At 68.1% G+C, this 13,206-nt stretch carries 15 protein-coding genes and 4 pseudogenes; 8 read left to right on the top strand and 11 right to left on the bottom strand.

Features of this window, described 5'->3' with window-relative positions:
- Positions 1-93 precede the first annotated feature (93 nt).
- The 3 genes and pseudogenes from ACI2LP_RS33010 to ACI2LP_RS33000 form a co-directional block, all read left to right on the top strand.
- Positions 94-732: pseudogene (locus ACI2LP_RS33010) on the top strand (transposase family protein); the annotation flags it as partial.
- Positions 733-801: 69 nt separating this feature from the next.
- Positions 802-951, top strand: a pseudogene (locus ACI2LP_RS33005) (IS5/IS1182 family transposase); the annotation flags it as partial.
- A gap of 32 nt (positions 952-983) precedes the next feature.
- Entirely contained in the window at positions 984-1,535 is a 552-nt protein-coding gene (locus ACI2LP_RS33000) for a YciI family protein (RefSeq protein WP_404728215.1), read from the top strand.
- Between the two features lie 494 nt (positions 1,536-2,029).
- On the opposite strand, the pseudogene ACI2LP_RS32995 reads toward ACI2LP_RS33000, so the two are convergent.
- Both ACI2LP_RS32995 and ACI2LP_RS32990 read right to left on the bottom strand, forming a co-directional pair.
- Positions 2,030-2,915, bottom strand: a pseudogene (locus tag ACI2LP_RS32995) (GNAT family N-acetyltransferase).
- Positions 2,916-3,017: 102 nt separating this feature from the next.
- Positions 3,018-3,362, bottom strand: coding sequence for a hypothetical protein (locus tag ACI2LP_RS32990; RefSeq protein WP_404728218.1), 345 nt, complete (start codon positions 3,360-3,362; stop codon positions 3,018-3,020).
- Positions 3,363-3,430: 68 nt separating this feature from the next.
- Here ACI2LP_RS32990 and ACI2LP_RS32985 point away from each other — a divergent pair, with 68 nt between their 5' ends.
- Positions 3,431-3,733, top strand: coding sequence for a hypothetical protein (locus ACI2LP_RS32985; protein WP_404728217.1), 303 nt, complete (start codon positions 3,431-3,433; stop codon positions 3,731-3,733).
- Between the two features lie 17 nt (positions 3,734-3,750).
- Here the strand turns inward: ACI2LP_RS32985 and ACI2LP_RS32980 are convergent.
- From ACI2LP_RS32980 to ACI2LP_RS32965, 4 genes and pseudogenes are all read right to left on the bottom strand, one after another.
- Positions 3,751-3,963: pseudogene (locus tag ACI2LP_RS32980) on the bottom strand (transposase); the annotation flags it as partial.
- Positions 3,964-4,132: 169 nt separating this feature from the next.
- Complete coding sequence (locus ACI2LP_RS32975) at positions 4,133-4,429, bottom strand: DUF6192 family protein (RefSeq protein WP_404728214.1); 297 nt, start codon at positions 4,427-4,429, stop codon at positions 4,133-4,135.
- A gap of 83 nt (positions 4,430-4,512) precedes the next feature.
- Positions 4,513-4,761, bottom strand: coding sequence for a hypothetical protein (locus ACI2LP_RS32970; RefSeq protein ID WP_404728213.1), 249 nt, complete (start codon positions 4,759-4,761; stop codon positions 4,513-4,515).
- Positions 4,762-4,935: 174 nt separating this feature from the next.
- The gene (locus ACI2LP_RS32965; protein ID WP_404728212.1) at positions 4,936-5,358 is read right to left on the bottom strand and encodes a helix-turn-helix domain-containing protein; all 423 of its coding nucleotides are present in this window, start codon (positions 5,356-5,358) and stop codon (positions 4,936-4,938) included.
- Positions 5,359-5,638: 280 nt separating this feature from the next.
- On the opposite strand from ACI2LP_RS32965, the gene ACI2LP_RS32960 reads away from it, so the two are divergent.
- The 3 genes from ACI2LP_RS32960 to ACI2LP_RS32950 are packed head-to-tail and all read left to right on the top strand — an operon-like array spanning position 5,639 to position 7,355.
- Positions 5,639-6,232 carry a sigma-70 family RNA polymerase sigma factor gene (locus ACI2LP_RS32960; RefSeq protein WP_404728211.1) on the top strand — a complete coding sequence of 198 codons (594 nt, stop codon included), beginning with the start codon at positions 5,639-5,641 and terminating at the stop codon, positions 6,230-6,232.
- A complete protein-coding gene (locus ACI2LP_RS32955; protein WP_404728210.1) occupies positions 6,229-6,837 on the top strand; it encodes a BN159_2729 family protein in 609 nt (202 codons plus the stop codon). The genes ACI2LP_RS32960 and ACI2LP_RS32955 overlap by 4 nt, the downstream gene beginning before the upstream one ends.
- Positions 6,834-7,355, top strand: coding sequence for a WhiB family transcriptional regulator (locus ACI2LP_RS32950; RefSeq protein WP_404728209.1), 522 nt, complete (start codon positions 6,834-6,836; stop codon positions 7,353-7,355). Before ACI2LP_RS32955 ends, ACI2LP_RS32950 begins: the two co-directional genes overlap by 4 nt.
- Positions 7,356-7,648: 293 nt before the next feature.
- On the opposite strand, the gene ACI2LP_RS32945 is transcribed toward ACI2LP_RS32950, so the two are convergent.
- The 5 genes from ACI2LP_RS32945 to ACI2LP_RS32925 form a co-directional block, all read right to left on the bottom strand.
- Positions 7,649-7,828 (bottom strand): helix-turn-helix domain-containing protein, encoded by a 180-nt coding sequence (locus ACI2LP_RS32945; RefSeq protein WP_404728216.1) that lies wholly within the window; start codon positions 7,826-7,828, stop codon positions 7,649-7,651.
- Positions 7,829-7,910: 82 nt separating this feature from the next.
- A complete protein-coding gene (locus ACI2LP_RS32940) occupies positions 7,911-9,122 on the bottom strand; it encodes an LLM class flavin-dependent oxidoreductase (protein ID WP_404728208.1) in 1,212 nt (403 codons plus the stop codon).
- Positions 9,119-10,483: an NtaA/DmoA family FMN-dependent monooxygenase gene (locus ACI2LP_RS32935; RefSeq protein ID WP_404728207.1), complete on the bottom strand. Its 1,365-nt coding sequence runs from the start codon at positions 10,481-10,483 to the stop codon at positions 9,119-9,121. The genes ACI2LP_RS32940 and ACI2LP_RS32935 overlap by 4 nt, the downstream gene beginning before the upstream one ends.
- Positions 10,484-10,857: 374 nt before the next feature.
- On the bottom strand, positions 10,858-11,547 hold the full coding sequence (locus ACI2LP_RS32930; RefSeq protein ID WP_404728206.1) for a response regulator transcription factor: 690 nt from the start codon (positions 11,545-11,547) through the stop codon (positions 10,858-10,860).
- A complete protein-coding gene (locus ACI2LP_RS32925) occupies positions 11,544-12,692 on the bottom strand; it encodes a transposase (RefSeq protein ID WP_404728205.1) in 1,149 nt (382 codons plus the stop codon). The genes ACI2LP_RS32930 and ACI2LP_RS32925 overlap by 4 nt, the downstream gene beginning before the upstream one ends.
- A gap of 260 nt (positions 12,693-12,952) precedes the next feature.
- Here ACI2LP_RS32925 and ACI2LP_RS32920 point away from each other — a divergent pair.
- On the top strand, positions 12,953-13,206 hold a 254-nt coding region (locus tag ACI2LP_RS32920; protein ID WP_404728204.1), incomplete at its 3' end, for a hypothetical protein.

The following is a 13,206-nucleotide window of genomic DNA, read 5'->3' as shown; positions in this document are numbered from 1 at the left end:
AGGCCCTGTTGCAGGGCGATTGCAAGTTCCGGGGTCGTGCGGCTGGTCGGGTTGTGACCGGTTGGGGCGCGTAACAAGGCAGGCACGGGCTTCGTGATCATTGTGGTGTCTAAGCCAGATGATCATGAGGTGGCCCGTGCCTGCTGCTGCATCCTCTCCCATACCTGCCGTGCTGGTGAAACTGGGCCCGCTGGACAGCGGCCGGATCGCCGACCTGCGCCCCTACTTCGACTCGCTGCCCGACCCGCGCGCACGGCGGGCCGATGGTACTCACTCACAGCGATCCTGCTGGTGTGCGCCTGCGCGGCTGTCTCGGGAGCCAGGAGCATCGACGAACTCGCCGAGTGGGGCCAGCGTGCCTCGACGGCACTCCTGACGGCGATCGGGATCCGCCGCCACCTGCTCAGATGGCGGCGCACTCCGGCGCCGGCCACGATCGGCCGTGTGCTGGGGGCTGTTGACGGTGACGCCCTGGACCGGGCGGTCGGCGCCTACCTGGCCGACCGGCACCGCGCCGCCACCGAACCCGCCCAGGGTTCGTCACCCTCCGGGTTCGGGCCGTCGCGTGTGATCGCTGTCGACGGCAAGGCACTCAAGGGATCAGCCCGTCTCACCGCGACGCGCCGACATCTGCTCTCCGCGGTCACCCACGGCACCGTCGTGACCCTTGCCCAGGTAGAAGTCGGCGCGAAGAAGAACGAAACCACACACTTCTGTCCACTGCTGGCACCGCTGGACCTGACCGGCACCGTCGTCACCTTCGACGCCCTGCACTCGGTCAAGTCGAACATCTCCTGGCTGGTGGTCGAGCGAACCTTCGCCTGGCTCCACGGCGTCAAACGCCGCAGAATCCGCTGGGAGCGACGAGCCGACATCCCCGAAGCCTTCCTCAAACCGGCCTGCTGTCTCATCACCCACCGCCACCTCAACTCATTGTGTGAGCCGTTGTAAGAGGGTTGCGCATGGTGATGAAGACTGTGGGCATGGAGTTCTTCTGCTACCACCGCGATCGGCCCGGCTCAGTGGCGCTGCGTAAAGAGCTGCTGGAAGAGCACTGGTCCTACATGGACCGGTACTCGAAGGAGATCATCGCCCGGGGCCCGACCCTCACGAGCGACGGCGACGCGCCCACCGGCAGCGTGCACATCGTCGACCTGCCCGATCCCGCCGCCGCCCGCGCGTTCGCCTTCGACGAGCCTGGCTATCAGGCAGGCGTGTACCGCGACGTGCTGCTGCGCCGGTGGCGCAACACGTTGGGGCGCACAATGTGGGATTTCCCAGGCGGCCGCACCGGTGGCAACCGGTACCTGGTGCTCGGCCTCGGCACGGGTCGGGCCGCCGACCTCGCCGTGCCGCCCGACCAGGACGAGTTGATCGCGCACGGGCCGCTGCTGTCTGACGACGGCGCCGCCTGGCTGGGTACGGCGGTGCTGGTGCGGGCATCGGACCCGGACACGGCACGCGCCGTCCTAACCCCGGACCGATACGCCGACATCGAGGTTCACAACTGGCAGTTCGGCGGGCGGCCGTCATGAACCGAGGCGTCGCCAGCAGTCCACCTCATTGTGTTGCTGACTCTTGGCACCCTCAGCGTTTAGTCGCGGACTCGTCAACGTCCGGCTGCGACCTCCACGAACGCCGACCACCCGGAGGCCCGGAAGATTAATCGGACTGCCCGCGCGCCCAACTGCTCGACGGCCGGGCGCCCGCGTCGCCGACGAAGCCGTGCGGCCTCTCCGTGGCATGGCTCAAAGTCCGGCTCGGCTCCGGGGGCACCAAGGCGCGAGCACGGCACCGAGGAATCCCAAGTGCTCTATCGAAGGGAACACCGGGCCCGGCTTGAAGCGGCCATGCAGCCACGGAAAGTCGGCCCCTTCGATCACGAGCTCCCCCATCGCCTCACCTCGGCTGATCAGCCGGACTCCCCCGAAACTCAGTAGGTGGTCTTCTTCCTTCCTGCTGTGGCCGGCAGCGCGGTGTCGGCGGATCAGCTTTCTGGTGGCAGGCGCGCTGTGTGTCGGTCGCGTTCCTAACCGGCTTTTGGTGCGTCGTGGGAGAGCTTGTACCCGGTGAAGTCGGTGACCAGGCCGTATCCGATGCGTTGGTAGAGGGCGTTACTGGTGGGGTTGTCCGGGTCCGCGAACAGGACGACGTCCGTCGCGCCTGCGGCCAGCGCGGCCCTGCTCACCTCGACCGTCACGGCACCCGCGTAGCCACGACCCCGCAGGTGGGCCGGCGTGTAGACGGGGTCCACCCGGATCATGCCGGCGACCATCGACGTCGAGCCCGCCATGGAGACGGGAGTGCCGTCCGGGGTCTCCCAGAAGGTGAAGTGCTTGTCCGCGAAACGTGTGTCGGCCCAGGAGCCTGCGTCAATGGCGTCTATGGAGACATTCTCTCCGACGTCGGCGCAGAACTCACGGCACCGGCGCACGACTTGCTCATGGTCCTGCTCGCCCGCGACGCGGCCCCGGCCCTCTGGGCGCGGCTGCGGTGGGGTGAGCGTGCCGAGACGGTAGAGACGAGTCCGCCAGAAGGGCACCGGCGCTGCGCCCGTGTGCCGCTGCCATGTCTCGGCGAAAGCGGTGGCGGTGTCGTGGTCCGCGATGACGTCGGAGGGGGTGTGGCCGAGGCCGGCCAGGTTGGCGGCGAGGATGTCGGCCTGCCCGGCAGAGAGGGGGGTGAGGGTCAGGCGGCCGCGCGGAGTGCGGTAAAAGATGGCCGACCTCGCCTCGTGATTCCAGTCGGCCGAAGACGGCGGCTTCGGCGCCGTGTACTTCCGCCCTGCGTGTTCGCAGTTTCTCGATGTCCGTCAGCGGCGTGTTGTGCAGGGCGGGGCGCGAGCGCAAGAAGTCTCCCGCTCGGGCGAGGAAGTCGTCGATGTCTTCGGTGAGATGCCAGTCATCCAGGCGCATGCTTCATGATCCCTGATGTACTCGACTCGGGGGCACTTGCCTAGAGATGAGCCGTCGCCACTGGTCCCACGCTTTTCAGCCACGCGAGATAGCTGCTTCTGATCACGCAAGAGTTCTCCTCGTCCACTGGCTGGTCTGCGGGCTCTTGCGGGTGAGGCACCGGGTCATCATGGTGATGAGCGCCCAGTTCAGGGCCTGAACGTCGAGCCCGGCGATCTCCCGACCGCGGACGGCCGCACCTATCCGGTCGAGCTGATCCGGGCCATCACCCTGACCTGGCTCTTCGCCGGTCAACGCAGCGACGAGATTGCCCGGTTCCGGGTTGGCTGCATCCGCTGGCAGCACGACGGACTGCCCATCCCCGGCGACTCCGGCGAGGTCCTTGCCCCGCGATGCCGTCTGTCTGCTGGACGGGCCTACCCACAAGACCGGCACCGCGTTCACCAAGCCCGTCGAACCGCTCCTGGGCCAGGCCACCGAGGCATGGCAGGCCGTCAGGCCCGCCCAAGCCGCCGATGCTCGACCGCAAGACCAACGAATACGCCGGCTTCCTGTTCGCCCACCGCGCCCGCCGAGTCGCCAAGCCGTACATATTGCGCGACCTCGCCGGACAGCTCCGCGCAGGTGCCCACGTCGTCACCCACTGCCGCGCCGGCATCGGACGCGCCTCCCTTTTGGCCGCTTCCCTTCTCATCCTCAACGGTGTAGACCCCGACACCGCATGGAACAGCCTCGAACATGCCCGGGAACTGTCCGTCCCGGACACCGACGAGCAGCGAGAGTGGACGCTGAAACTGCTCGAACACGCAGTATCTTGACAAAACAGACTCCACAGAAACGGGGGGAAATCCGCAGGCAGAGCGCGCCACTTCGCGCCGTTGTCGACGATGTAGCGGATGCCGTCGAAGTTCTCCCGCGCGGCCACTTCTCCGGGTGCCCGCCCGTCTTGGTCTGGCAGGCCGGGACTGGCAGGAGAGGTTCCAGCAGGGCCCCACTCGGCAGCGGAGGTGTCGGACGGGTAGCGGCGGCGACGGGAAGCAGCGGGCATGGCGGGCTCGGCAGACGGGGTGGCCGGGGGCTATTGGGAGAGCTCGGCGAGGGTGGCGCGGACGCCGGTGAGTTGTGCGGTGGCAAGTTGGGCCCATCGTCGTTGGGGTAGCGGGCCAGGTGCGGATCGAGCGTGCCAGCGGCCGCGCCTCCCGGCGCCGCGGCATCGCCTACTCGCCCTTGAGGAGCTGGATCAGCTGCTCGTCCAGGGTGAACTCGCCGTTGTCGAGGGCGCCTTCGACCCAGTCCGCAGCCGCGCGGACCCGGCCGACGTGGCGGCGGACGGCCTCGCGCTCGTCCTCGGTGAACTCCTGCCCGCGCAACTGCGGGACCAGCCGGCCCAGAGTGGCCACGAAGCTGTGGCAGGAACCGACCAGGTCGAGGACTGTGATGCTTGGCAGTGCCCAGACTCCTGTGACATGCGACGGCGTGGCACTGCGCGATCGGCCTCTGCCGACAGACCACAAGGGCAGCCGGCGCCGTTGTCGGCCTCTATGAGGACACAGTTGGCCTGGTACTCCGCGCGAGCGCTTCCCTGTCCGCGTCGGTGTCAGCCCGCCTCAGCGGCGTCGACGGCCAAGGGGGCGAGTTCGGGCGGTAGTTCCACGGGGGTGCCGCAAAAGCAGAGCAGGGCGCCGCCCGGTGAGTCCGGGGCGCCCAGGTCGATCGTCAGTGTGGCGTGCAACTCTCTGATCACTGCGTGCACTTGGGTGTCTCTGGCGACGAGAATACTGACTTCGTCCGGATCCCAGACGGTGATCTCCGGCAGATCGTCGGCGACAGCAATGCGGATGCACACAGGAATCTCCCCAGGGATGCACGACGTCATGAAGTGATCCGCTCCGGGAGGTCAGCGGGTGACTGATGGTACAGCCTACTTATAACGTAGGGGTGTTTGGCGTGTTGAGTGACGCTTGACGACCGCTGCTTCAGGAGTGGGGACACCCTCGATTTCCGGGAAACCCCGTCAGCGTCAGGTCATCCGGCTGACCTGGAGCATCGCTTCTGCGTCCTGGATCAGCGCGCGCTGACGGGCCTCCGGAAGCTGCCGGTAGAGCCTCAGCAGCTTGGCCTCCCGCTCGTCCCTGCTGGGACCGGGCACGGGCCGGCCGACGGCCTCGAAGAACTCTCGTGGTGTGGTCTTCAAGCCCCAGCGACGGAACACCTCGACCATGGCCCGAAGCTTCTCCGGCTCGACGCGGGAGGTTCCGCGGGTGCGGTTCATCCACGCGTTGAGTGTCGGGTACGAGATGCCGGCTTCCGAGGCCAAGTCCTTCTGGGTCTTCCCCGAGGCCTTCGCCAGCAGGCGTTCGAGCAGAGCCGCCAGGTCCTCACCCTCGCGGACGCCGTCATCGCCGGGCCGGGGTTCACCGGGGTGGTTCTGGTGGCTGGTCACACGTCAGAGGATCGGCCATCGGCATCTACATGCGCAAGTAGATTGCAGATCAAGGACCTGCCTCCCGTTGCTGGGGCAGAGCATCCCTGCGCGCGCCGTGCACCCACCTCTCCCCCTTGACGCAATCTACATCTACATGAAGAATGAAGATGCCGCAGCGAATGCAGACAGCAATGCCCTGCATCGGCATAATCTACATCTACATGAATATTGAAGATGAGTGATGACGGCCGGACGCATCCACCGTTCACCACTCCATGAGGCCAAAGGAGTTCATGCCGTGCCCGAACAGGCCAACTGCCCGATGGGCCCGCCGGGAGGCCCGGAACCCGCGTTAGTCACGCGGGCCCGCGCCGGTGATCGCGAGGCGTTCGCCGCCCTGTACTGCGAACATCACCGGCTCGTATACCGCTATCTCTTCTTCCGCACACAGAACCGGCACTTGGCCGAGGATCTCGCCCAGGAAGTCTTCATCCGTGCGCTGCGCCGCATTGACAGCTTCGCATGGCAGGGCTCGGAGTTCGCCGCCTGGCTGCTCACCATCGCCAGGAACCTGCACCTCGACGACGCACGACACAGTCGTACCCGGCTGGAGACGTTGGTCGCCGAATTCCAGGACGCGGGGGCAGGCGACCGGAGCGTCGAATCCACCGCCCTGCGGGAGCTGGAGGCGATCGAGGCCAACGAGGCGGTCCGCACCGCCCTGCGCACACTCAACCCCTATCAGCGGCACTGTGTGGAGCTGCGTTTCATCTACGGGCTGTCGACCGAGGAAACGGCCCATGAGATGGGCCGGACCGTCGCCGCGGTCAGGACACTCACGTTCCGCGCCATGCAGAGGCTGCGCTCCACGGTTGTGACGGTGGCCGCGTGACCGGGAACCCGGCCCACATCGTGGCCGCGACGGAGCTGGAGCGTCAGGCGCTTGCCTGGGACGCCGTGTGCCGGCGGGCTGCACATGTCGCCTCGGCCATCGAGCGGCGGATCGGACGCCACCCGGACTTCCAGGGCGTTCACGCCGAGGGGGACAGAGTGCGCATCGTGCTTCACGTCACGGACCCGGCCCAGTGGGCGCGGTGGCGCGCGTACTTCCAGATCACGGACGACGGCCAGCACCCCACGCCGTATGCCGTCACCGGGGAGGGTCACCAGGGCGGGGCCCGGCTGTCGGTGATGGCCTACGAGGTTCCCGTCGCGCGACACAGGGCGGCGACCGGATCCGTGACGCGCCCGTTCCGGCTCGGCCGGAACGTGTACGACCTGGCACTGCCCCAGCGCGACGCCCACGGCGACATCTGGCACTTCCAGGGATACCGCGCGCACGACGGAATGCCGTTGATGTCGCTGGGCGCCCGACCGGAACGGTGCTCGCTCGCGAACGTCGCGACGCTCGTCGGCCCCCTATCTCCAGTCCGCAACGCGGCGCCGTCCGCGGATCCACCCGCGTCGGCCAACTCCCAGATCGGCCGGGCCCGATGAGGCTGCCGAACGCACCCGGATCACAGCGGTACACGCGCCCCTCAACAGGCCCGGCCTCATCCGACGCAGCGGACCTGACCACCAGGGCATGGGAGCTGAGCGCCGCCTGCCGGGACGAGGACAGCGAGCTGTGGTTCTCCCGCAGGACCCGGGGCAGGGCCATGGCGATCTGCACCGACTGCCCGGTGCTCGACGACTGCCGGGCCGCCGTACTGCGACGCGAGGAAGGCCTGCCCAAGCGCGACCGCAGGGGCATCATCGCCGCCCTCACCGGCGCACAGCGACACGCCCTCGAGCACGAGCGGAAAAGGCAGCAGCAGCCCCCGCCCGACACCAATGCAACAGATCGCGAACCCGGCCGCCCCAGGGAGCCGGCGCCCTGCGGAACGCGCGCCGCGTATCAGCGCCACCTGCGCAGGCAGGAGCCCATCGACGACGCATGCCGGGCAGCCAACAACAGTGGCGCCTGCCGCTACCGGCAGACCGGTTCCACCGAAGGGCACACAGCCGGTTCCTGACGCCCTCCGCCACGACACCATCCGCTCCGGCGCCCCGCGCCCGGCAACACCGCCGGGCCGGGCACGCTTGACTCCGGTAGGCAAGCTCGGGAGGCACGTCGGCCGGACAGCGCCCCCTGCCAGTCGACTCGGCAGGGGGCCCGTCCCTGACGCGGCACGTGCGGAACGAGGCCGGCTGCGCGCAGCCTGCGCACAAGGCCGCCCCACAAAGGCATTGGGAAGGCAGAACGCATAAACCGCTGCCGTTGGCATCCGCTGGAGGTCTCTCCCGGGCAGCCTACGTCGGTGCCGACTCAGTCGTGGGTGTCGATGAACGCCTTCAGCCGGGCGTTCCTTCGACTCCAAGGCTGACCTCCGCCGTGTTCCCATGCCTGGTGCCATCGCTGTACCGACCGGACGCTGACACATAACTGCCCAGCTACCGCGGCACTGTCGTGTCCAAGGGCGAACAACTCGGCCGCCTGCATCCGGATGTACTCGCGAGCCTGGGCACCCCGAACGAGCTGTGAGCCCGGACGGCCAACAGTCGGAACCGCATCCCGTTACGTGCCGTGATCAATCCTCCTGTGCATACCTGTTGCGGGGACGCGGCAGGCCCAGCAGGCCGCGGAGTGTCTCGGTGTCGTACGCCGTGCGGAAGGCGCCGCGCTGCCGCAGTTCGGGCACCAGCCGCCGGGTGATGGCGGTGAGGTCGTGCGGCACCGCGCCGGGGCGCAACCGGAAGCCGTCGAGCCCGGTGGTACGCCAGTCGAGCAGCAGGTCGGCCAGCTCGCCGGGGCTGCCCGTGAAGATCACGGCGTCCGAGGTGAATTCGGTGCCGTCCAGAGCATCCAGGCGCTCCTTGCGGCGAACAGCGGCGCCGGGCTCGTCGTCCAGGAAGACGACCACGTCCGCGAACCTGCGGAGCGGGCTGGCCCGTACGTCCCTGCCCACCCGGTCAACGGCCTCGTCCACCCGCGCGAGTATCGCCTTGGCGCCCGTGCGATCGAATGGCGTGATGAAGACGACGTCGCAGCCGCGCGCCGCGAACTCGTACGGCGTCGAGGCGTGAGCGAGGCTCGCCACCAACGGCTGTCCCTGCGGCGGGCGCGGCGTGATCGAAGGGCCCTTGACGTTGAAGTACGCGCCCTCGAAGTCGATGTGATGCAGCTTGTCGCGGTCGATGAAGCGACCCGTGGCCGTGTCCCGTATCTCCGCGTCGTCCTCCCAACTGTCCCACAGCCGTCGTGCCACCTCCACCACGTCGGTGGCCTCCGCGAACAGCGGGCGCAGCCGCTTGGCGATCATTTCCGGGTCACGTATGTCGTCGTCGGTCAACTGCGGTGTCGAGCGGCGGCCGAAGTGGGCGGCGTCGGCGGCGCGTGGGGAGATCTGCGGGCGCCAGCCCGCGCGGCCCTCGCTGGCATGGTCGAGGGTGGCGATGCCCACGGCGAGGTGGAACGGCTCGGTGTGGGTGACATTGACCGTGGGGACCAGGCCGATGTGCGTGGTGAGCGGAGCGAGGTGGGCCGCGAGCAGCAGCGCATCCAGGCTGCCCCTGACCTGGTCGGTCCGGTCGTCGGGACGGTGCGGCGCGGCTGACTGCAGGCCGGGGGCATCCTCGAAGGTGACGAAGTCGAGGAGGCCGCGTTCGGCTTCCGCGACCAGGTCCGCCCAGTACGCCGGGGTGAAAAGGGCGCCGGGGCAGGCGCCATGGGACCGCCAGGCTGCGGGATGCCAGCCGACACCGTTGAGAGCGACAGCGAGGTGCAGCGGGTTGTTGCTCACGATTCCTCCCTCGGGTTCCCGGATGTGCGCTCCGTGCACGGCGGGCGTCGCAGACCCAGGTGGTGCCGCAGTGTCGTCCCCGCGTAGTCCCGACGGAGGACGCCCTTCTCCTGCAGCAGTGGCACCACCCGGTCGACAAAGTCGTCCAGGCCACCGGGCGTCAGATGGGAAGCGAGGACGAAGCCGTCTGCGCCGTCGGTCTGCACGAAGTGGTCCATGGCGTCGGCGACGGTGCGCGGGCTGCCGACGAAGGTCTGCCCGCCGCTGACCTCGATGACCCGCTCGCGGATGCTCAGCCCGCGTGCCTCGGCGATGGCGCGCCATCGCCGGGCGGTCTCGGCACGGCCCTTACGGAACACGGAGTGCCCTTTCAGGACCAGCGACTCAGGTTCCGGGTCGATGTCGGGCAGCGGCCCGTCCGGGTCGTACGCGGACAGGTCACGGCCCCAGACGGCCTCCAGGTGGGCGATCGCGGTCTGCGGGCTCACCTGGGCCCGGGTGATCTCGTCGGCGTACGCCGCGGCCTCTTCGTCCGTGTCGGAGACGACAACGGTGGCGGTGGGCATGATCCGCAGGTCCGCCGGTGAGCGGCCGTGCCGGGCGAGACGGCTCTTGACGTCCTGGTAGAAGGCGCGGGCCTCGTCGAGGCGGTTGTACTTGCTGAAGACGACCTCGGCGTCCGATGCCGCGAACTCGCGGCCCGCGTCGGACTCCCCGGCCTGGATGATCACGGGGTGCCCCTGCGGGCTGCGCGGGGTCGTGAAGTGTCCCGAGATGTCGAAGTGCCGTCCATGGTGGGCGAACCCACCGGCCCCGGAGCGGACGAACTGCCCGGACACCGTGTCGGCGCGTAGGTCCTGGTCGGCCCAGCTGTCCCACAGCTCACGTGTCGTGGCCAGGAACTCGGCGGCGCGAGTATAGCGGTCGGCCTCGGCGAGGAAGCCGCCGCGGCGGAAGTTCGCACCCGTGAAGGCGTCATAGCTGGTCACCACGTTCCAGGCGGCACGCCCGCCGCTGAGGTGGTCGAGGGTTGCGAGCCGACGCGCCACGTCGTACGGCTCGTTGAACGTGGCGTTGACGGTGGCGGCGACCCCGAGATGCGTCGTGACGGCGGCCACCGCGCTGAGCATCGTCAAGTTCTCCGGGCGGCCCACCACGTCCAAATCGTAGATGTGGCCCTTGTGCTCGCGGAGCCGCAGTCCTTCGGCGAGGAAGAAGAAGTCGAACTTTCCGCGCTCCGCCGTCTGCGCAAGCTGTACGAAGGAGCCGATGGCAATCTGACTCCTGGAGCGCGGGTCCGACCAGACCGTGACGTTGTGGATGCTCGGCAGCTGAGCGGCGAGGTGGATCTGCTTCGTCATGCGCCGCTCACATCGCGATTCGGCAGTGTCGTGCCACTGACTCCTGCTGCCATGTTTCCCCGACTCCTTCGAATATCGGATGCATACTGATGTGGATCGGATGCGACGGAACTGCTCATACCTTCCGTCGCGCACTCGAAAAGGGCAGGTTTCACCAAGTCAGGGCTCCCTCGGAACCGTCAAGAAGTGTCAAGAACTCACGGCAGTGCCAGGAATTCCCCCACCTCGGCATCGGAGTCGACGGCGTCGTTCTCATGGACGACACCGCTGCTGCTCACGGGCACGGGGATCATCAGAGAGGTGACGCGCGTCCGGGCCCCGGGCAGCGCTCTCCGCTCGCGCGTACCCGGGCCCTCGACGGCGGGCGGTGGGGTTTAGCCCGCCGACGCCTCGGGCATCTGCTCGACGTACCCCATGCGATAGCCGACCCCGCGCACCGTGATGATCCATCGGCTGGAGCCGAGTTTCGCCCGCAGGCTGCTCACGTGCGTGTCAATGGTGCGGCTGGTACGCACCCAATTGCTCCCCCAGATCTTTGCCATGAGCTCTTTCCGGGAGACGACAGATTCCGGTTTCGCGGCCAGAGTGTAGAGCAGCTCGAATTCCGTGGCCGTCACTTCGACGACTCGATCGCGCAGGCGCACTTCCCGCGTCCGCGGATCTATGTGCAACGGCCGGAGCGAGATGCTGTCCGCTCCGACGGACTGCGGCCGGGTACGCCGCAGCACCGCTTCGATCCGCGCTCCTATCTCCCGCGGCCCCCACGTCCTCACCACGCAGTCGTCTGCTCCTGCCTTGAGCGCGAGGACCCGCTCCAGTTCGTTGTCACGTTGCGTGCAGGCAATCAGCGGGATGTCGCTTTCAGCCCGCAACGTGCGACACACCTGCAATCCGTCGATGTCGGGCAGATCCAGTGAGAGCAGCACCAGATCGGCGTCGTGGTACGTGCGCAGTATGTGTGCCCCTCTGTCGACGGTGTGGGCGGCGTACCCCTGCCGCCGCAGATAGCCCGCGGTGGTCTCGGCCGCGGCGGCGTCCGGCTCGGCGACCAGCACTTTCTTCACGCGCCCAGGCCTTTCGCTCCGGCGTCTGCCCAGCTCGCGGCTTCGACGCGTTCCCCGTACAGGTGCTGGTAGGCGTACGCTGCCGAGGCCATGGTCATGTGGTGGTGCCAGCCGGGGTAGGAGCGGCCCTCGAAGTCGAGCACGCCGAATCCCTCCCGCAGTGTGGCGACAGCCGCGCGGGCGGCGGCCTGACTTCGGGCCAGCGCCAGGACGTCATCCACGCCCCGGTTCATCAGGCTGGTGATCCAGTACCTGGCGGGCTGCCCGCCTTTGACGGAGGGCCGTTCCAGGACGTGGTAGGTACGCGAAACGCCGTCCTTGCCGACACCTCGCTGCGACAGGCGTACCGTCCCCGTGTACACATTGACCCGTCCCGCCTTCGAGCTGCCGTGCTCGGACTGACGCATCGCCACATGCGGCTGCCGGGCATGCGGTTCCTCCATCAGTTCCCCGACGGTGATCACCGTGGGGGAACGGCGTCCTACGAGCACGATCTGCCCCGGATCGACCTCGCACACGAAGTCGAGCTCCCGGCGGGCAAACCTGGCCATGACGCCGCTCGCGTCGTCGCACCGCGTAAGGTCGAGAACCCAGGGCGCATCGGGCAACTGAGGATGTGCGGCGGCAACACCGGCGACGAAGTCGAGGACGAACGCCCCCACGGGGCGCCTGGTCTCCGCCTCCGGTATACGCGCGCGGCGTCTCCGCAGGTCGTCCCAGTCCCACGCCCCGTCGAGCACGAGGCTCCAGTCGACCGGAAAGCACTGGCTGCCCGTGGCCAGGAAGAGCCCGATGCCGCGCTGGCAGTTGATCGTGCGTCCGGTCGCGGCGTCCAGGCGACGATGCACCCCGACCGAATGCTCACCCTGCTTGGGGATGAGGAGATCGGCGACGGTCCACGCGTACGTCGGCCTGCTCGCCGCAACCGTTTGGGCGAGCCCGCGGCGCACTGGCTCCCAGCTCCAGGGGCTGCCATTGATGAACTGGTGCAGACCGTGAGCTGCTCCGGCGGGTAACAACCCCGCCTGGGCCATGCGTCGCGGTGTCTTCCTGCCGGGTGAGTGAATCAGGCCCCACAGGTACTCACGGGCCCAACGGCGTTGTTCCGCGCGGCGGAGCGGTTTGAATACATCTTCAACGAACATCTGTATGCGCTCGCGGTCACCGGCTGCGACGCGCACTCCCATTGACGACATGTGAAAACACGTTCCCCCTCAGTCGTGCTGCCCCATCATGCCGATGTACAGGGCAGTCGTCCGAGGATCAAAGCTACCGGCTCGATCGCCGATTTCACGGAGTGCCCGGTTACTTTGAAATTTCGCGCACTGACCAGCGCATACGTGGCCGGGCGAGGTGCTCGCCCGGCAGTGCGTCAGGTGCGGCTGAGGGCCTTGCCCTCCCGCGGATGGCGAAATCTAACCGCTGGTCAAACAGTTCTGAAGGGCTTGCTGCCGCCTGGCCGCGATCGCCGACGAAGAAGGTTCGAACAGAAGCCCGCGACCAGTCGACGTGTATGAACATCATGTTGCGAGCCGCGGAGAGAGCCGAGCCGCCGAAGGCCGGGGGACGGTTACCTTCGGCGGCCGTCAAGGGGCGGCTCAGTGGCCGCGATGGTGTCGAGCCCGGGGCTCAGCAGGCTCTGGACGACGGCACTCGAGG

It is taken from the genome of Streptomyces sp. NPDC019890 (genome assembly GCF_044903445.1).
In the GTDB taxonomy this organism is placed as follows: domain Bacteria; phylum Actinomycetota; class Actinomycetes; order Streptomycetales; family Streptomycetaceae; genus Streptomyces.
Note: the sequence above shows the minus strand (reverse complement) of the source record. Positions and strands in the feature narration are given on the sequence as shown.